Raw genomic sequence first — 19,315 nt, forward strand, 5'->3', positions numbered from 1 at the left:
GAGCTAACCGCCCATAGTTAAAGTGAGTGCTTTGCTGAGATTTTTTGCAGCAAAACAAGGTCTATACCAAAGCAACCTAATGGGCTGGTCTGCAAACCCATTCCAACCTACAATGACCTTCTGCTATTAAGCACCTCATTCTTAGAGTTAGACGGAGAAACTCATGGCTCAACATTTTGACTATATCTGCCTAGGCGCAGGCAGCGGCGGTATCGCCTCAGCTAACCGAGCTGCCATGCGTGGCGCTAAAGTTCTACTCATCGAAGCGAAACATGTTGGCGGCACCTGCGTAAACGTGGGCTGCGTACCTAAAAAAGTCATGTGGTATGGCGCGCATATCGCCGAAGCCATGAACCTCTACGCCAAAGATTATGGATTTGATGTTTCAGTCAACAAATTCGACTGGAACACCTTAGTGAACAGCCGCGAAGCCTATATCGGTCGTATCCACGAGGCCTACGGTCGCGGTTTTACCAATAACAAAGTCACCCTGCTCAATGGTTATGGCCGCTTCGTTAATGGCAACACCATTGAAGTGAATGGCGAGCACTATACGGCTGACCATATCCTGATCGCTACCGGCGGCGCACCAACTATCCCAAACATTCCTGGTGCGGAATACGGTATTGATTCCGATGGTTTCTTCGCCCTGCGCGAACAACCTAAACGTGTCGCTGTCGTCGGCGCTGGCTATATCGCCGTCGAAGTCGCGGGCGTGTTACACGCGCTTGGCAGCGAGACTCACCTGTTTGTGCGTAAACATGCGCCGCTGCGTAACTTCGATCCTATGCTGATCGACGCCCTAGTCGATGCCATGAAGACCGAAGGCCCAACCCTGCACACCAACAGTGTTCCTCAATCTGTGGTCAAAAATGCCGACGACAGCCTGACTCTGCACCTCGAAAATGGCGAAAGCGTGACCGTAGATTGCCTGATTTGGGCCATTGGCCGCTCACCCGCGACGGGCAATATCGGTTTAGAAAACACCGACGTGCAATTGGATAGCAAAGGCTATGTGATTACCGACGCGCAGCAAAACACCACCCACAAAGGCATTTATTGCGTGGGCGATATTATGGCGGGCGGCGTGGAGCTGACTCCCGTTGCGGTTAAAGCGGGTCGTTTACTCTCTGAGCGCCTATTTAACGGCATGAGCGATGCCAAAATGGATTACAGCCAAATCCCAACCGTGGTCTTCAGCCATCCTCCGATTGGCACTATGGGATTAACCGAGCCAGAAGCCCGCGCGCAATATGGTGATGATAATGTGAAGGTTTACACCTCAGGCTTTACCTCCATGTATACCGCCGTCACTAGCCATCGCCAGGCCTGTAAGATGAAGCTAGTCTGCGCCGGTAAAGAAGAGAAAGTCGTTGGTATTCATGGCATTGGTTTTGGTATGGACGAAATTCTCCAAGGTTTTGGTGTCGCAATGAAAATGGGCGCCACCAAAGCTGATTTCGATGCCGTTGTTGCCATCCACCCCACTGGGGCTGAGGAATTTGTTACGATGCGATAAATCTCGCAAATTCAGAAACTTAAAGGCCAGAATAGTCTGGCCTTTTTTATTACTCAGTCGTTTAAGCTTCAATAGAAGTCGCTGCCAGACAACCTCTCACAAACACCATCACACCGCAAGTCAGCCGCCTAAGTAAATACTTTTGCCACAACCCCATGCTTAGGGTAGTTTAGCTAATGGTGATTTTTGTCTCATAAGGGCAGACATTCTCTGCTAAGTGACGGGACTTAAAAACCTATTGGACCCCACATTGCATAGGATGACGCAAATGACACAATCTCGGCCGCGAATCAAAACCCCAGTATTTATCTCATGCCTCACCTCTTGCCCATCCTTAGCCATTAACTCAAATAAAATCGAGAGGTTAATATGAGAGCATGTTATTCATTTATCGCAGGTATCGCCCTGCTGCCCCTATACACAGTGCACGCGGCCGACAGTAACATAACACCTGTCGTAAAAACTGAAAAACAGCCGCAGGATATGTCCGATCCGCTGGCGATTTATACTCAAGCGGGCTTTGGCGTAACAGATAAAGGCCTCAACCTGAAAATAGGCCAAGCCTATGATACGGGCGAAGAAAATAAAGCTGGGATGAATGTCATCGAAGTGAAGGGGATCTTTGGCGATACTCTAGGCTGGCGAGGCGAAGGCGCCGCCTCTGACTCTGTCGACTCATTCCGCTTTCGTAACTTTACCGCCAATGTCACCAACGGCCGAGCCGCGCAAATTGATATCAGCTATAACCTTAATCCTAACTTAGTCGCTCAAGAGAGTGCCGATCTGTCCTATAGCTTTATCCAAGCCTTACCGCCGATGGGGCGATTCAGCCTCTATCCACTGGTTGGCGCTGGTGTGTCTATTGGTAACGACGCCCTCGAAGATGATGGTTCCATCGACAGTGGTTACTCCATCATGGGCGTTTACGGCCTAGTGGGAATGTATAGCAAGCTCAAGCTCACCGACAAAATCTGGTTGAATTACAATCCCTTCTGGTTGACGACTATTTCGGGTTCTGACAATTACACCGACAACTATTATGGCTTAGGCAAGAGCCATATCTTAACCCACGAGCTCGCGCTCAGTTACCAAATCAACCCACGAATGAACCTGCGCTACTTTGCCAACTTTAATGAAAACGTTAGCTTTATGGACGGCGATCATAGGATAGAGTTTAACTACCAGCTCTAGTGATCCTGCTCTGTAAGCCATCCCCAGTCGTTTGATGAAGAAGCCCCTTCGAAAGGGTTTCTTCCTCTTTCTGCCACGACCTTTCTCACGCTAAATCCTCAATTGCAAACGCAAAATTGCTATCAACTCAAACTATAAAAATCAGTCAAAAGCGCGAATTCGCCCTATTAAATTGTGATTTAAGCGGGAAAATTAGATTTATATATGTTACGGTAATTAGAGTACTAACTAAATCACACTCTCATTTTTGTTTGAGAAAAATCAAGGAGGCATTATGTCAGCTAAGCATACTACAGATGAAAACCCCATCTCACAGATCATCCGCTCCACCCGAGCACGTCTTCATGGAACACTACAATATTTCTGCCTGTTCGCCATTCTAAGTACCTATCTCTTTGTCATTTTGAAACCGAGCTTCATTCAAAATAACAAAGCGTTAGGAGGAAAATAATCGATGAATTCCCTCTCTTACGTTTCATTGGCAATTTACTTTATTGCCATGCTCGCTATTGGTTTGTTCGCCTATCGCAAGTCGACCGATGATGTCTCTGGCTACATTTTGGGTGGCCGCCAAGTGAGCCCACAAGTCACGGCACTCTCGGCTGGCGCCTCGGATATGAGTGGCTGGATGCTGATGGGCCTGCCCGGCGCTATGTTTCTGGTGGGGTTTGAAACCCTGTATATTGCCCTCGGATTATTAATTGGTGCTCTAATCAATTATCTGGTAGTCGCCCCTAAATTGCGGGTCTACACCGAGGTCGCCGATAACGCGCTGACTATTCCGGAGTTCTTCGCTAAACGCTTTGGTCAGGCCGATAACAGCATTCGTATTATTGCCGCCGCCATCATAGTGATCTTTTTCACCCTCTATACCTCGGCGGGATTAGTCGCGGGCGGCAAGTTGTTCGAATCCGCCTTTGGGTTGAACTACGATATTGGCCTAGTGGTCACCTTAGCCGTCGTGGTGTCGTACACTCTGCTGGGGGGATTTTTAGCCGTTAGCCTTACCGACTTTGTGCAGGGCTGCATTATGTTTGTCGCCTTGGTCTTAGTGCCTTTCGTGGCATATCAAGAATTTACCAGCGCAGATCGCATGATGAACTTTGCCTATCAGTCGATCCCGCATTTTACCGACGCGATGCAAAATGTGACTCTGCTTGGCTTAATTTCTAGCCTCTCATGGGGACTTGGGTATTTCGGCCAGCCGCATATTATTGTGCGTTTTATGGCGATCCGCTCGGTCGCCGACATTAAAACCGCACGCCGAATCGGCATCAGTTGGATGACAGTGACCATTATCGGCGCCTTAGCGACGGGCTTAGTCGGTATCGCCTACGCCAATAAATTTGGCATGAAGCTTTCGGATCCTGAAACCATCTTTATCGTGTTTTCAGAGTTGCTGTTCCATCCCTTAATCAGCGGCTTCCTGCTGGCAGCGATTCTCGCGGCCATTATGAGCACGATTTCATCGCAGTTATTAGTCTCGTCGAGTTCGCTGACCGAAGATATTTATCGCACGCTGTCGAAGAAACAAGCGAGCGAGCAAGAGATGGTAAAAATGGGTCGTTACGGGGTCGCAGGTGTCGCCATTGTCGCAACGCTGCTGGCACTCGACCGCTCGAACAGTATCCTCTCCCTCGTGAGTAATGCGTGGGCAGGCTTTGGTGCCGCGTTTGGCCCACTGGTGCTGTTTAGTTTGTATAAGGCTAACCTCACCCATAAAGCGGCGATTGCGGGGATTATTTCAGGCGCGCTCACGGTACTCTTTTGGATTTATGCCCCCGTGCTTGCCGATGGTAAGGCATTGAGTAGCTTAGTGTATGAGATGATCCCAGGCTTTGTTGTCAGCAGCACTGTGATTTATCTGGTGAGCAAATTCGATACCGATCCTTGTCCTAAAACCACTAAGCAATTCCATCAGGCTGGTCGTGTACTGGCCGAGGAAAGCTAAGGAGGCGTTATGACAGACTCTCCCCGTAAACGTATCGTCGTCAAAGTGGGGAGCGCCTTAATCGCGCCCCACAAGCAAGGTTGCAGTAGCCATTATCTCTTGGGTATCGCGCAGTTTATTACTTACTGTCGCGTCCAAGGTATCCAAGTGGTACTGGTTTCATCCGGCTCGGTTGCCGCTGGTTGGCATCATTTTGAGGGCCAAACTCAACCGAGTGTCACAGTGAAAAAGGCCATGGCGGCTGCGGGTCAGGCGGATATGATGGCGACGTGGAATAAGCTATTTGATTTTCCCACTGCCCAACTGCTGCTGACCCATGGCGACTTACGTAATCGCGAGCGTTATATCAGTATTCGAGACACGATTTTTAGCCTGCTCGAGCACGGTTTAATGCCGATCATCAATGAGAATGATGCCGTTACCGCCGACAAACTTAAGGTTGGCGATAACGATAATCTCTCGGCCATGGTGGCAGCAGCGGCCGATGCCGACACCTTAGTGATTTGCTCGGATGTGGATGGACTCTATGATCAAAATCCCCACGAACATCCCAATGCCAAGTTGATAAAGCAAGTCACTGAAATCAATGCCGATATCTATGCGATGGCGGGAGGCGCCAGCAGCGATGTGGGTACAGGAGGCATGCGCACTAAAATCCAAGCCGCCGAGAAAGCCATCTCCCACGGCATTGAGACCTTTATTATCAATGGCTTTAATGCCGACTCCTTTAGCCAACTGCTAAAGGGGCAAAATCCGGGCACCCTCTTTACCCCCTACGAAAAACCGATGCAGGAGCATTTGCATTGGATGACCCACACCTCGCAGGCGCAGGGCGAAGTGATCGTCGAGGATGATTTTGACCTCGCACTCGATCAGCACAGCGAGCAATTAACCAGCGATGATGTGGTTGAAGTCAAAGGGGATTTCTCAGTGGGCGACACCATTTTGGTGCGAAAAGGCGATGGCACTAAGTTGGCGAAAGCCAAATCTAACTACAGCAGTTGCCTACTGAGTTTTATTACCGAGCAGGATGATCAGGCGTTTGCCAGTGAATTCCAGCAAAAAACCGGCCCCATCATTTCCGATAAGAATATCGCCATTCTTAAATCCATTTGAGTGGAGAAACTATGAGCCTAATTAAACAAATATCTGCCGATGCCGCCCATGCGGCCCGCACACTCGCCCAACTCGATGAGTCGTTAAAAAACACCGTATTACTGGATATGGCGCGCTCATTAAGGGAAAAAAGCTATGAAATCCAAAGCGCGAACCTGATTGACGTGCACCGAGCGACTCAGGACAACTTAAGCCCTGCAATGGTCGATCGCCTCACGCTGAACCAGCATCGTATCGAGGCGATGGCGCAAGGAATCGAAACCATCGCCGCCCTGCCCGATCCCGTTGGGCGCGAGCGTTTTATTGGTAAACGGCCTAACGGCTTATCTATCAGTAAGATGCGTGTACCACTCGGCGTGGTGTGTATGATTTATGAGGCGCGCCCTAATGTCACCGCCGATGCTGGCGCATTGTGCTTTAAATCCGGCAATGCGGTGATCCTGCGTGGCGGTAAAGAAGCGCTACACACCAGCCAAGTGATCGCCAGCATTTTACAGGCGGTACTGACCGCCTATGGTTTACCTAAAGCACTTATCAGCGTGATCCCCGATCCTGACCGCGCCCTAATGCTCGAACTGATGCAGCAGCGGGAATTTATAGATGTGATCATCCCCCGCGGTGGTGAAGGATTGATTAACTACGTCACTGAAAACAGTAGCATTCCAGTTATTCAGCACTTTAAAGGTGTGTGCCATTTATATGTGGATAAAGACGCTAATCAAGATATCGCCTTGGATTTGCTGCTCAATGGCAAAACCCAACGCACAGGAGTGTGCAACGCCCTCGAAGGCTTGTTAGTACATAAGGATATCGCGCCACGATTCTTGCCCCGCGTCGCTAACGCACTGGCCGAGCATCAAGTAAAAATCAATGCATGCCCTCCGGCCGCCGCGTATTTCGACGCTTGCACTTATATGGCAGAAGAAGATTTTGGCCAAGAATACTTGGACTTAGAAATCGCCATTCGCCAAGTCGACAGTTTTGAAGTCGCCACCCAACATATCGCTAAGTTTGGCAGCCACCATACCGAGGTGATTTGCACCGGCAATGAACTCACCGCCGCCCGCTTTCAACGCGCAGTGGATGCCTCGGTCGTTATGGTGAATGCCTCATCACGCTTTTCCGATGGCAGTGAACTCGGCCTCGGCGCCGAAATCGGCATAGCCACCACTAAACTGCATGCCTACGGCCCCATGGGACTCGAAGCCTTAACCACTGAAAAATATCTGGTTTCAGGCACAGGACAAATTAGGGCTTAGCGATTACCTAGTGATGTGATTTACTAAATAATAAAGCCCCAAGGCATTCTCCCTTGGGGATTTTGATAGATAAATTATATTTATATTATCTACAAGCTATTATATTAATATAACAACTACCCCTTAACTAAATAGATAATTCTTTATGATGTCATACGCAGCATTTGTTGATAAACCAATTAATACCGTACCTACTATACCAGCTATAGCCCAAGCCGCAGAACTTTTATTTCTATCAGAATATTCTTTAATAGCCTTATTGTCACCTTTATTTATTTTCAGATAAGATAATGACAAGTAACTATCTATTGACATCTCAATCCTGCTCAAGAAAAGACCAGACAACATACCTACCATCAGAAAAACAACTGAGTACAAAATTAAAAATTGCATTAAAAATAAGTTTGTCACTTCTATAGAATCATTACGAAAAGATGATGTCATAAAAAATGCCAGTAATATATATATTATTATTTTCCCGAATATAGATAAAAGATGAGACCACTTCTTTACCGTACTAATGTACTTCAAACTTTTCGATTCATCACAGCCTTTTATCCATTCATCAAACATAGCCGTAAAGTGCCTAGCTTTGACATAATCACCATATAAAATAGTAATTTTAGCTGTTTGCGTAACTAAACTAGTTATTAATGCTTTAGATAAAAATGGAGGAGCTTCATTTTCAATTTGCTTTAACTCTGCAACCCTAGAGCGAACCTGAGCTATAACTCTATAATTTTCAAATTCACCAGTTTCGTTATCTAGAATAACAAATTTATAGTCTAAAGATATTTGTGCTGTAGGATTAGGGCTTGTAATATTATGCCTTTTAAAATCTTCAAATGAGTTAAATTTAGCAGCCTCACCTTCATTATGAAACACTGCAACCCTGATAACAATACTATTTCTAATAGGACAGAGTGACTTTATTGATTGAATAGTTTTCTCGTGTAACTCTTCTATGTCAGAAAATTCAACAAGAATATTATTAGTATAGGACTTAGAAATCTCTTCACTTTTCGCATGAACTCTTTGATGTATTTTGAAATACGAATCAAGCTGAGCATCTTCAGCTGTAATTATTTTTTTACCTTCTCCATCTTCCAGAATCTCAACTATTTCACCCATTTAATATCCTCCTTAAAATACATTTTTTAATTACATGCTTAAGTCAATTTTTTATTTAAGCCCCATCACACTGCGATTTCCCCGCTTGATAACAGCTGGGTTGCCGTGGGCAGACGGCGCCGCGGGAACAGATAAGCCGGGCATCATTTTTAATACCGCGTTCAATCCAGTTGATATTCAATATCTTAGCCACGCTGACTAGATCACTTTTAATATGTTTAGGAATCGCGACTGAGCCGCCGCCAGACACACAGGCGGCTTTTAAATCATGGGCGATAGAGAGTGCATCCTTACCTTGGGCTTCAATGGCCGGATTTAAATCGATACCGGCACAAAGCACATGGGGGTTGCCCGCCGAGTCTTCGACCTTAATCGACTCGCAGCAGTAAATCCGTGGTTCATTGCCCACATTTAAAATCGAAATTTGCGCCGAGGTGCCGACCTTGGGCTCGCTGATCATTCTAAACACCGCCCAGTGCTGACAAGGGTCTTCCACCAGCCGCATATTGCCCCAAGGCAGGGGAATGCCATTGCCACGGTAAACGGCCTTGAGTTTGCCCGGCGCATAGGCATCAAAATAATGCCAATGGGGATAAGGCGATACGACCGTCATCCGCCGCATGGCGACCGAAGCCGACACTTGCAGCTGTTTATGCACCTCAATTTCGTAACCGTGGCGGTCGAGCAATTGTCGATACGGCACCTTAGGACATAACAGGGCTCCGGCAAAAAAGCTGGACTCAAAGTCACGCCACGCATGTAAAATATCCTGTGCGTTCAGGGTATTAGACTGCATTGTCACTTCTTCATCCATCTCCAGTTTTCGGCCGGAGATCATCACACTCTTAAGCCCATCTTTGTTGTGCAATACGCAATGACCGATATGGGCGGCGAGATCGTACTTCAGTCGACTGGGGCGATTTTTAAGGACTTTATTGATGTAAATGGTGCTGGGCGGCTCGAAGAAAGAAGTCACTAACTGATGAGAGCTTACGCCGCGCTCGTCGATCACTTCCTGGGGTGTACTATCTATCCATTTGATTTTTAAGCCTACGCCCTTAGCAATATCCAGCATTTCCTCGAGGGATAAGGGCATACGTTTTAACCCAACCTCTTCCGCGGCACGTTCAAGATCGGGGAAATGGTTTTGATGATGTTCCTGATGGGCGCGAATTAATAAGTGGGCGAATTGTCGACCCGAAATCCCAGTCTGGGATAGCATTTCAGGGATGGCTATTTGCAAAATATCATTTGAAAACAAAAAGCTGGGTTCGAGCGCCATGCCGCTGATCCCACCACGGCGGCCTTTCTCCGGCGTGATGGCACTTTCCTCGGGCACATCGTCTAAAAACCAGTCAACATCCTTTTGAAAAACCGTGGCAATCACGGCCAACATTTCAGCACTGGGTACGCGTTTTCCACGCTCGATCATCGACAAATATGACACAGAGGGCGCACTGCCCGCATCGACGCGAATGCAACGTGCAGATAAATCTTCCATGGTTAAATTGTTACGTTTCCGTAGGTTACGTATTTTTGTTCCTAGGAAATGTGACTTTCTCATCAAGCTCTGGTCATTGCGCATTTTGTAAAATTCACATTGTAAAATTTTTATTGTGAAATTGTAGTCAAAAAAAGACTAGACTACAAATTAAGCAATCGAGGCAGGTTATCCACCTGACACTGCTTAACCATTAACTCTGTCGGACAAACCAAATTGAAGACAAACGTTGAACCATTAGAAGTGAAATCAAGGCCCTAATTTTTAATTTGAATGTGTAGAGGATACAGCGATGAATATGTCAATTATCAATAGCCACCAGATCCAACCGAATCTAAACAGCTTCATCGCAGAAGAAGTGCTTGCCGTCGCCCAAGTGAACGTGGCCGAGCATGAAAAACTAGCCCAGGCGAAGCAGTTCCTCGACCGTCATTTCCCGCTGGATGCGGGTTCGCACCAGGATGTGATCAGCTATGTGGTTTACTACCAACACCTACTGGCATTTTTTGCCGACGGCAGCCACAGCGGATTACGCCAAACCAAGCAGTTTGTTGCCTTCAACGGTACTAAAGATGCGCCAAGCGCCATAGTGTTACAGGATCAAGGCTGCCATGTTGAATTGTGTTTCGACCGCACTGGCATGATAGGCGCGCGGGATTTAGCAAATTTGGAAGATGTGCAAATCGAAGCGCCCGTTGAGTTAGCCACCGAACCCACGGAGACACACAACACCACCTCGCGCCACTGGTTAAGCCTGTTACATGCAGGAATGCCAAGCGCTAACGATATTCAAGACAAGCTGTTTACCGCTAAAGATGGCGGCGACTACAGCCTGCAACGTATCGTGAATCTCTAAATTCCGCGAATTATCACGGGAGAGTTGCCATCAGCGACTCTCCTTTTTAAGCCTCAAACCTACCTGCCCATTGAGACTCAATAAAATTGACTTACAAAATAAATTAAATTGATTTTATTGAAGCTGAACGCAATCGTTATAATGCCCGTCTTTGTCAGCGTCCCAATGCTTATTCGATTGGCTTATTCGAGTATCCATGCCTATGTGGATGAATACGACAATCCAAGATTGGAACGATAACACTCAGTCGCAAACCTAAGGCGTTATGAATTTTTCATCGATAGTCTCGCAACTTAAGCAACCCCATCGCCTTGTGTTTATCTGCGCCGCGCTACTGTGTCTCGCGCCTGTTATCTCATCTCCTATGGCGCTTGTGCTCGGTTTTACCTTGGCCAGCCTAGGTTGGGTGCCAAACGGCTGGAATATCGCCGCCCTCACCAAAAAACTACTGTCCTATTCGATTATCGGCTTAGGCTTTGGGATTAACTTCAATGCCGCGATTGAGGCCAGCAGTCATAACCTCGGATTAATTGTCGGCTCGATTATTTTTACGCTGATCTTGGGCTTTTTGGTGACTCGCGCTTTAAAGTTTGACCCGATTACAGGGCACTTAATCGCCTCTGGCACCGCCATCTGTGGCGGCAGCGCCATTGCCGCCGTATCGCCCGCCATTAATGCCAAACCAGACCAAACCGCCACCGCATTAGCCTGTGTATTTGTACTCAACTCGGTGGCTTTGTTTTTATTCCCCGCCCTCGGGCATTTGCTCGATATGAGCCAATACGATTTTGGCGTGTGGAGTGCCATCGCGATTCACGACACTTCCTCAGTCGTCGGTGCGGCCTCTGCCTATGGTGATGAAGCACTTAAAACCGCGACGACCATTAAACTGGCGCGCGCACTGTGGATTATCCCTATCGCCCTTGTCAGTGCGCTGATCTTTGGCGGCGATAAACGTAAGCTTAACCTACCGTATTTTATTGGATTTTACTGTTTAGCCATCGCAATCGCCCATTGGTTGCCACAGTTTCAGCCGCTCTACGACACGTTGTTTATAGTATCGAAACGTACCTTGGTCCTGTGTCTGTTCTTGATTGGTGCAGGGATTACGGTGCAAAAAATGCGGGCAAGCGGCCCTAAGCCTTTGCTGCTGGGTGTGGTTCTGTGGGCGGCGATAGGAATTACGTCTTTAGGTTATATTCTGTATTTTCAATAGATTGGATTTGAGCCTAGCGGCTCAAATTGACGTGCTAACGCGGGATGCATTATTCGGCGTTGGGTTTAATCCGCCAAGCCAACCCCAGTACGCCTAAAAAGGCGGAAAATTCGATCAGCGAGCGGAGTAATCCTGTGGTTTGCGTGGATGCAACCAAGGCAATAAGGCAAAACACAATCAGCAGCGAGTTTTTCAATTGCATCCTCCGACGAACTTAGGGGATGCTCATTATTGTTTAGAACCAAAAAGCCAGCCAATATCGATTTTCAATAACAAATAGCTATAACAACTAAGCCTGAGAGTTTAGCTTAAGCGGCTTTATGGGCGCTATCGGACTCGTTTGCCGCCAGTTCTTGGTTATGTTCTTGAATAAAATCCTCCATAAACCAAGCACAAAAGGTGTGGCGGCCATCCACATCGGCCTTGCCATAAATGGTCGATGCCTGTTGGCGCACGGTTTTCTCTTTTGTCTGTCTTACTTCGGCAATTTCTTTAAAACTCAGCCCTTTAAGCAATAAAAATGCGACTTGCTGCTCGCTCTTGGTAAAACCCCAAGTATCAAACTGGTTCGATACGGCTTGGCTGTATTCCTGTCTGGCGGAGCGCATTTGGGTCGACATATTGTCGATTTTTTTATCGGCGTACTCGAGGCGTTTTGCTAAGGCTTTAACCTCGCGCGAGCGGCGAATTAAATCGTAACTGAGGTAGATGGCCCCAACGGCGGTGAGCACTAAGAGTATGGCTTCCTGCACTAAATGCCATTGCGGGATGCCTAATTGAATGTCGGAACTAATGTCAAAAAGCTTAAAGCACATGATGAGTGCCAGCAGACCAATAATGACAATATCCTTCATCTAAAACTCCTAAATAAAAGCAAAATCAATCAATTATTTTATGGGACATATGTACCATAGGCGGATTTATGATACAGGTCCCCGACGACTTTCAGCCGTCAATCCCTACACTGACAGCATTGTTTAATACCACAGAATCATCTCATGTCTGTCAGTTCGTCTTGTATCAAGTTATGTCTGTTGACCAGCTTAGTCGGCAGTAGTTTCCTGTGTCTTGCGGCGGAAGCCGAACTTTCCCAAGCGCTTTCGAGCAGCCAAGCGAGGTTGACTCATCTCACTTCGTCGAATACCCAAGCGGCAAATTTATCCAGCTCGACCTGGCTCACCGGCCTGCCGAGCATTAGCTTAAGTCACCTCGGGAGCTTGGATAATAGTAACAGCTACGAGCAGGAACTCTCAGTCAATTTGCCATTTAAATCGCCCGCGCTACACAGCAGCGATAAACAAATAAAACAGCTCGCCGAGCAAATTCATCAACAACAAACGGCGTTGCAAGCCTTGTACCTCTCGGGATTATTAAGGCAGAGCCTGTGGGAATATCGCCAGAGCGAAGTCAAACTGGCGCAGCTTGAGCGCAAACAACAGTTGCTCGATAAACTCCATCGCCAGCAAAAACAACTGACCGATGCAGGAGAATTGCCACTGGCCAACACTCTGCTGCTGGAGCGGGAAAGTGTCGATATCGCCTTAAGCCGTGCCGACATTCTGCAGCAACAAGCCCAATCTTTAGCCCTATATCAACAGCTGACGGGCCAAGATCAGATGCCAAGCGCGATAGAAGAAACTGAGCGCCCGCTTGGCAAGGGCGCCGAGACCTTAGCCCAACATCCCCTATGGCAATTGCTAAAGCTGCAACAACAGCAACACCTGCTGCTGATCCAAACTCAGCAAGCGGGTGAGCGCGATCCTTGGACCGTCTCACTCACTGCAAAAAATACCGCGGATACTGGCGTGGATGATCAGCAGTTAGGCATAGCCGTGTCAGTGCCCTTAACCTTGGGCTCGGCGCTGTCCCAGAGCGATTTATCCCAATGGCAACAAGCGAATACCGAGCAAAGTCTCAATCTTGACCGCAGCGCACTCGAGCTTAAAAACCAGTGGGATCAATTAGTCCGCCAGCAAACTAACCTCGTCGAGCAACAGCGCCTACTCACCCAAGCGCTCGCCCTCAGTCGCACCATTACCGAGGAACTCGCCAAGGTAAAAGATCAAGATCAGGTGAGTTATGAAGTCTGGCTGCGCCGCTATATGGAGGCGCTCGACACCGAATCCCGCTTGGCGCTCAACCGCGTCAGCTTGCAACAACTGCATTCTCAACAACTCCAAGCCTTAGGAATTTCATTATGATGGCCAAGTACGGCGCATGCCTTCTCTGTTTATCCGCGAGTGTTGTAGGTTCGGCACAGGCCGAAAGCTTAGCCATTAGCGCCTTAGGCAATCTCGACCTCAGTTACACCCAACCACAAAGAGTCGCCAGTTATGAGGGCAGCCCATTGCCAGCGCAGGTTGAAATCCTCCCCGGCAATGATTACTGGATCAGCACGCCCGAGAATATCCAGCAGGTGCACTTTCTCGTTGGCCAAGGCCAGCGCGTCAGTAAAGGCCAAGCGATAGTCAAACTCACAGGGCCAGAAGTGTTCCACTACCTCGCCCAAGTCGAGGCCGCGGCGAGCCTGTATCAACTCGCCAAGAGTCGTTATGAGCGCAACAAACCTTTGCTCGCCAATGGCAGTATAAGCGCCGAAAAATGGCGTGAGATCAGTCAGGACTATTTCACGACCCACCTCGAATACGAGCATATGCAGCACTTTATGGAGCGCGTCCACAGCACGGATGCGGTTACCGACTCCTTAGTTGTCGCCGCGCCCGTTGACGGTATCGTTAAACTCAATGCCATCAGCGGCCCTTATATGGCCGGGGATCAGCTGTTTTCTCTGGTGCCCAATAACAGCATCCGCGTCAAAGTCAATGTACCGACGGGGCAGTCACATTCCCTATCGGCCATCAACATTAATCAATGCCATATCGCGATTGAGTCATTGTCGGCGATTGCCGAAGGCGCCTTTGTCACGGCTTGGTCATCGGCGGTGCCGCAGGAATGTAACCTGTTGTTAGGCCAGCAAATGACTGTGGTTCCCGAGTATCAAAAGGCCGTGTATCTACTCCCCAAAAACAGTGTGTTTAGTTGGGAGCAAGACAGCCAAGTGTTCACTCGGTCCGATAACCAGCTCAATGCGCTAACGGTCGATATCTTAGGCTCAACCCCGGAGCAATATATTGTCGCCAGCGATCAAGACTTGAGTCAGCTGCAAGTCCTATCCCAGTCGGTTGCCGCGGTGAAAGGCATCATGCTCGGTTTAGGAGGCGAATAAGATGCTCACCTCTGTGATCCGTTTTTCGCTCACTCAGCGACTCTTTGTGCTGATTGTGGCGCTGATCCTCATGTTGGCTGGCGCACGCGCTTGGTTTGCCATTCCCTTGGATGCCTTTCCGGATATTTCCCCAACCCAAGTGAAGATTATCCTCAAGGCTCCCGGCATGACGCCGGAGGAAATCGAGGCCCAGATTACCGTCCCGATTGAAACCGAACTGCTCGGCATTCCGCGGCAATCGATTCTGCGCTCGACCACTAAGTACGCCATTAGCGATATCACCCTCGATTTTGAAGAAGGCACGGATATCTATTGGGCGCGCCAACAGGTGAGCGAGCGCCTCTCGGCGGTCTGGGATAGTTTTCCCGAAGGTGTGAGTGGCGGTGTGGCGCCCATGAGCACGCCACTGAGTGAAATCTTTATGTTTTCACTCGAAAACCCCAATCTTTCCCTGCTGGAGCGGCGTCAATTACTCGAGTGGGAAATTCGGCCGCTGCTGCGCACAGTGCCCGGCGTTGCCGATGTGAATATCCTCGGCGGTTATGCCAAGAGTTTTAGCATCAGCCCCAATCCTGCGGCGATGGCGGCTGCGGGCGTGAGCTTTGCCGCGCTGCAACAGGCGATTGTGGAAAATAATCACAACGAAGGTGCTGGTAAGCTCACCATAGGTACAGACACCATCATAGTGCGCTCCGAGGGACGCATCGATGATATCGACGAGCTTAAACAGCTAGTGATCAAAGCCGATAATGCCAAGGTCTACCGCTTGCAGGATCTCGCCGATATCCAGATTGGCCACCTTGCGCGCTACGGCGCCGTCACTAAGGATGGCAACGAAACCGCCGAAGCCTTAATCATTGCCCTCAAGGACGCCAATACGGCACAAGTGGTTAACAACATTAAGGAAAAGCTGGCGCAAATCAGTCTGACTCTCCCCGAAGGCAGCCAGATAAACACCTTTTACGACCGCGCTAACCTGATCAACACCGCTATTGAGACTATTTCCAATGCGCTATTCGAGGCCGTTGTGTTGGTCATCGTATTGCTGGCACTGTTTTTAGGGAATGTGCGCGCCGCGCTAGTGGTGTCCCTATCACTGCCGCTAGCCGCACTGTTCACCTTTTTGATGATGGATCACTTCAATCTCTCCGCTAACTTGATGAGTCTTGGCGGCCTCGTTATCGCCATCGGCATGTTGGTGGACTCCTCCGTGGTCGTAGTTGAAAACATGGTGAATTTAATCGCCACTAAACAGCGTTTGCCGCGTTTGCACTTGATCTTTCGCGCCACCAAAGACGTCGCCATTCCGGTAGTATCGGGAACGGTTATCGTCATCATAGTGTTCTCACCACTGCTCACCCTCAGTGGTTTAGAAGGCAAACTCTTCACCCCAGTCGCCATCACCATAGTGTTTGCCATGCTGTCGGCGCTGGTGTTATCACTGACCGTAATCCCCGTGATTGCCTCGTACCTAGTCAACGAAAAGGCCGCGAAAGAACCTAAGGCCATCGAAAAGCTCAAGCATCTTTACCTTGGCAGCCTAAAAGCCTGCTTTGGTTGGCAAAAGCCTTTTATGCTCATTGCCTTTAGCTTGCTGATCGTCAGTCTCGGCCTGTTTAGTCTGGTGGGGAAAACCTTTATGCCGACCTTAGATGAGGGCGACATTATTCTCCAATTAGAGAAATCCCCTTCGATTTCCCTCGACGCTTCCATCGCTATCGATAAACAGATCCAGCAAACCCTGCTAAGCCAAATCCCCGAAATTAAGCAGATGGTGGCGCGCACCGGCGCCGATGAGATAGGTTTAGATCCCATGGGACTGAACGAAACCGATGTGTTTTTAGAGCTGGCGCCCCGCAGCGAATGGCGTTTTGCGACCAAAGAGCAGCTTATCGATGCCATCCGCACTGTGCTGCTCAAATATCCCGGCGTGAACTTTAACTTTACACAACCGATACAGATGCGCGTCTCCGAAATGCTCACAGGCAGTATTGGGGATGTCGCGATTAAAGTATTTGGTAATGATATCGAGACCTTAGGCAAACTCACCGGTGAGATAGAACAACTGGTCACCGCCACTCAGGGCAGTGTCGACGTTAAGATGGCGATGATTGAAGGCAGCCCCTTTATCAATCTCACCTTAGATAACGAGCTCGCCCGTGGGTTTGGGATGAGCACTATGGAGTTTGCCCGCTACCTCAAGAGCCAGCTCGAAGGCGTGGTCGTCACCGAAGTGCTGCAAGGGAAGAAGCGCACGCCCGTGCTTATAGCCAATAACCAAGAGCAGATCAGCAACATTAACGAACTGAAAAATCAGCTATTGGTGATGCCAGATCATTCCCTAAAACGCCTAAGTGATGTGGCGGTATTGAGCTATAAACAGGGCCCGATCCTGATCGAGCGGGAACAGGGAAATCGCTTTTCGGTGATCACCACCAACGTCCAAGGGCGGGATATTGTGGGCTTTGTGGAGGAGCTTAACAGCAAAATCGCTAAGGAAATCAAACTGCCCAGCGGCTATAGCGTTAGCTTCGGTGGCGAGTTTGAAAACCAGCAGCGCGCCACCAGCAATTTACTGCTGGTGATCCCCATAGCTATCGCACTGATCACTTTGATTTTATTCACCACCTTCGGCTCTCTAGCAAAATCGGGATTAATCCTCGCCAACGTCCCGTTTGCCATGATGGGCGGTATCGTCAGCTTGTATCTCTCGGGGGAATACCTCTCAGTGCCCGCCTCAGTAGGTTTTATTGCCCTGCTCGGTGTCGCCGTGCTTAACGGCGTAGTGATGGTCAGTTATTACGAACAAACCAAATACTTATTCGGTAGCCTCAGGGAGCGAGTCGAACAGGGCGCCGCGCGGCGACTCAGACCCATTCTGATGACGGCCACTACCGCCATGTTTGGTTTGATCCCCTTAGTGTTCGCCTCGGGCCCAGGTGCTGAAATCCAAAAACCCTTGGCCATTGTGGTGATCGGCGGATTGCTCACATCGACCATTACGACCTTGTATTTACTGCCCATGTTGTATTTTTGGCTGGAGAAACGCCGATGAGCACGGAACAACTGCTAGTCCTGATCGCCCAAAACGATATTAAGGACGATATAGTCGACACCCTGATTGAATTGGAGTTTTTATCCGGCTTTAGCTTGGGCAATATTTGCGGATTTAGCCGCGAGCACAGCCATTTCAATATCAAGGAACAGGTGGAAGGTTATCGGGAGTTTTGTAAGTTTGAGATTATGCACCCTGCAAGCCAGCAAAGCGCCCTGCTTGAAACACTAGCAAAGGTCTGTAAACACAACCCTTGCCGTTATTGGATTATGCCCATCTATCAAAACGGCACGCTTTCCTAACGATAAAGGGCATACGGAACCTGCTGTATGCTAATACCAATCACATCAAATATCTAATCAGTTCAGAGCACCACAGGCATCTCAATCCAAGGCGCATTGACGAAGAAATGGTTATTCCCTTTTAAGTCAATGTAACACGGGAGTGAAATGCCTGTGAGGCTCCCGAAGGGCGGGGTTGAACGGGCTTTATGCTGCGTTTAAGGCTTTCGACAGAGCGCCACTATGCCTTCAAGCCTTCGCCTTGTCTAAAGCCCGTTTAATTCCCGCTGAATGAACAGATATTTAATACGATTGGTATAACTACAGAATCGGTGTTGGACGACGCACTAAGTAACCACTGGCGATTGAGAGAATGCAGTAGGCGGTAAAGAAGTAGAATCCGTTCTCAAACTGCGCCTTGGTCTTGAGCATTTCGCCCATGCCACCCGAGGCATTGCCCGCCAAAAAGGTAATGATCAGGGCCACCACAAACACATCGGCCATCGACCATTTCGCCAGCGCAGAGACGATATGATGAATGCGCCACTGCAGCGCAACCGAACTCACGCTTTGTTGTACCAACATCAGACTGAGTTTCACTGCGGGGATAATGATACTAAACAGCATCACCAGACCGGCCACTAAGCCATTGCCAGAGGTGTATAATTCGGTGACAGTGCTCCAGATACTGCGGGTTTGCTGCAATACTTCGACCTCGCCCTTGAGGTTGTTCAGCCCCAACAGCCCACTGACCATATTCAACATGCCGCGGGCACTGTCGCGCCCCGAGTCCTCATCGAAACTTTGTGCGACCTGCTCAATCCCTTGTTCGGTGAGTTTGGCCTTATCTATGCTGCCATTGAGGCTCAAAATGGGTTGAGTCACGCCGGGAATTAACAGCGCTAAAGACAGCAGAATAACGAGAATCGGAAGGAGAGAGTTGCGTACACTATTCATAACAGGGCCCTAGAAAAACTTTGGCCCAGTGTACGGCCTTTCCCCTTATCGGGGCA

General features: G+C 48.8%; 17 protein-coding genes. 12 read left to right on the forward strand and 5 right to left on the reverse strand.

Annotation, left to right across the window (positions count from 1 at the left end):
* The first annotated feature begins 163 nt into the window (after nt 1–163).
* The 6 genes from gorA (at nt 164) to L2713_RS10290 (ending at nt 7,036) form a co-directional block, all read left to right on the forward strand.
* Nucleotides 164–1,519 (forward strand): glutathione-disulfide reductase, encoded by a 1,356-nt coding sequence (gene gorA / locus L2713_RS10265; RefSeq protein WP_109286687.1) that lies wholly within the window; start codon nt 164–166, stop codon nt 1,517–1,519.
* Nucleotides 1,520–1,888: 369 nt separating this feature from the next.
* Nucleotides 1,889–2,710, forward strand: coding sequence for a hypothetical protein (locus tag L2713_RS10270; protein WP_248967813.1), 822 nt, complete (start codon nt 1,889–1,891; stop codon nt 2,708–2,710).
* A 274-nt stretch (nt 2,711–2,984) separates the two neighbouring features.
* Nucleotides 2,985–3,161: a hypothetical protein gene (locus tag L2713_RS10275; protein WP_248967814.1), complete on the forward strand. Its 177-nt coding sequence runs from the start codon at nt 2,985–2,987 to the stop codon at nt 3,159–3,161.
* A 3-nt stretch (nt 3,162–3,164) separates the two neighbouring features.
* Complete coding sequence (gene putP, locus L2713_RS10280) at nt 3,165–4,661, forward strand: sodium/proline symporter PutP (RefSeq protein ID WP_011627647.1); 1,497 nt, start codon at nt 3,165–3,167, stop codon at nt 4,659–4,661.
* Between the two features lie 9 nt (nt 4,662–4,670).
* Complete coding sequence (gene proB / locus L2713_RS10285; protein ID WP_011624569.1) at nt 4,671–5,777, forward strand: glutamate 5-kinase; 1,107 nt, start codon at nt 4,671–4,673, stop codon at nt 5,775–5,777.
* Nucleotides 5,778–5,788: 11 nt separating this feature from the next.
* Entirely contained in the window at nt 5,789–7,036 is a 1,248-nt protein-coding gene (locus L2713_RS10290; RefSeq protein WP_248967815.1) for a glutamate-5-semialdehyde dehydrogenase, read from the forward strand.
* A gap of 123 nt (nt 7,037–7,159) precedes the next feature.
* Here L2713_RS10290 and L2713_RS10295 read toward each other — a convergent pair whose 3' ends face one another.
* Together L2713_RS10295 and L2713_RS10300 are read right to left on the reverse strand one after the other, a co-directional pair.
* A complete protein-coding gene (locus L2713_RS10295) occupies nt 7,160–8,167 on the reverse strand; it encodes a hypothetical protein (RefSeq protein ID WP_248967816.1) in 1,008 nt (335 codons plus the stop codon).
* A gap of 55 nt (nt 8,168–8,222) precedes the next feature.
* The gene (locus L2713_RS10300; RefSeq protein WP_248967817.1) at nt 8,223–9,752 is read right to left on the reverse strand and encodes a DUF3612 domain-containing protein; all 1,530 of its coding nucleotides are present in this window, start codon (nt 9,750–9,752) and stop codon (nt 8,223–8,225) included.
* Between the two features lie 208 nt (nt 9,753–9,960).
* Between L2713_RS10300 and L2713_RS10305 the strand changes: the two genes are divergently transcribed.
* Complete coding sequence (locus tag L2713_RS10305) at nt 9,961–10,524, forward strand: aldolase/citrate lyase/malate synthase family protein (RefSeq protein ID WP_248967818.1); 564 nt, start codon at nt 9,961–9,963, stop codon at nt 10,522–10,524.
* A gap of 265 nt (nt 10,525–10,789) precedes the next feature.
* Nucleotides 10,790–11,740: a YeiH family protein gene (locus L2713_RS10310; protein WP_248967819.1), complete on the forward strand. Its 951-nt coding sequence runs from the start codon at nt 10,790–10,792 to the stop codon at nt 11,738–11,740.
* A gap of 49 nt (nt 11,741–11,789) precedes the next feature.
* Here the strand turns inward: L2713_RS10310 and L2713_RS10315 are convergent, their stop codons facing one another.
* Nucleotides 11,790–11,936 carry a hypothetical protein gene (locus tag L2713_RS10315; RefSeq protein ID WP_083758005.1) on the reverse strand — a complete coding sequence of 49 codons (147 nt, stop codon included), beginning with the start codon at nt 11,934–11,936 and terminating at the stop codon, nt 11,790–11,792.
* 112 nt (nt 11,937–12,048) lie between these two features.
* The gene (locus L2713_RS10320) at nt 12,049–12,594 is read right to left on the reverse strand and encodes a helix-turn-helix transcriptional regulator (RefSeq protein ID WP_011627653.1); all 546 of its coding nucleotides are present in this window, start codon (nt 12,592–12,594) and stop codon (nt 12,049–12,051) included.
* A gap of 144 nt (nt 12,595–12,738) precedes the next feature.
* Between L2713_RS10320 and L2713_RS10325 the strand changes: the two genes are divergently transcribed.
* Genes L2713_RS10325 through L2713_RS10340 form a run of 4 tightly spaced genes read left to right on the forward strand, consistent with a single transcriptional unit; the run spans nt 12,739 to nt 18,323 of the window.
* Nucleotides 12,739–13,941, forward strand: coding sequence for a metal transporter (locus tag L2713_RS10325; RefSeq protein WP_248967821.1), 1,203 nt, complete (start codon nt 12,739–12,741; stop codon nt 13,939–13,941).
* Nucleotides 13,938–14,966: an efflux RND transporter periplasmic adaptor subunit gene (locus L2713_RS10330; RefSeq protein ID WP_248967822.1), complete on the forward strand. Its 1,029-nt coding sequence runs from the start codon at nt 13,938–13,940 to the stop codon at nt 14,964–14,966. Before L2713_RS10325 ends, L2713_RS10330 begins: the two co-directional genes overlap by 4 nt.
* A gap of 1 nt (nt 14,967) precedes the next feature.
* Nucleotides 14,968–18,021, forward strand: coding sequence for an efflux RND transporter permease subunit (locus L2713_RS10335; protein WP_248967823.1), 3,054 nt, complete (start codon nt 14,968–14,970; stop codon nt 18,019–18,021).
* Entirely contained in the window at nt 18,018–18,323 is a 306-nt protein-coding gene (locus L2713_RS10340; RefSeq protein WP_248967824.1) for a DUF3240 family protein, read from the forward strand. Before L2713_RS10335 ends, L2713_RS10340 begins: the two co-directional genes overlap by 4 nt.
* Nucleotides 18,324–18,623: 300 nt before the next feature.
* On the opposite strand, the gene L2713_RS10345 is transcribed toward L2713_RS10340, so the two are convergent.
* The gene (locus tag L2713_RS10345; protein WP_248967825.1) at nt 18,624–19,259 is read right to left on the reverse strand and encodes a paraquat-inducible protein A; all 636 of its coding nucleotides are present in this window, start codon (nt 19,257–19,259) and stop codon (nt 18,624–18,626) included.
* Nucleotides 19,260–19,315 lie beyond the last annotated feature (56 nt).

Source organism: Shewanella seohaensis (genome assembly GCF_023283775.1).
Classification (GTDB): Bacteria; Pseudomonadota; Gammaproteobacteria; order Enterobacterales; family Shewanellaceae; genus Shewanella; species Shewanella seohaensis.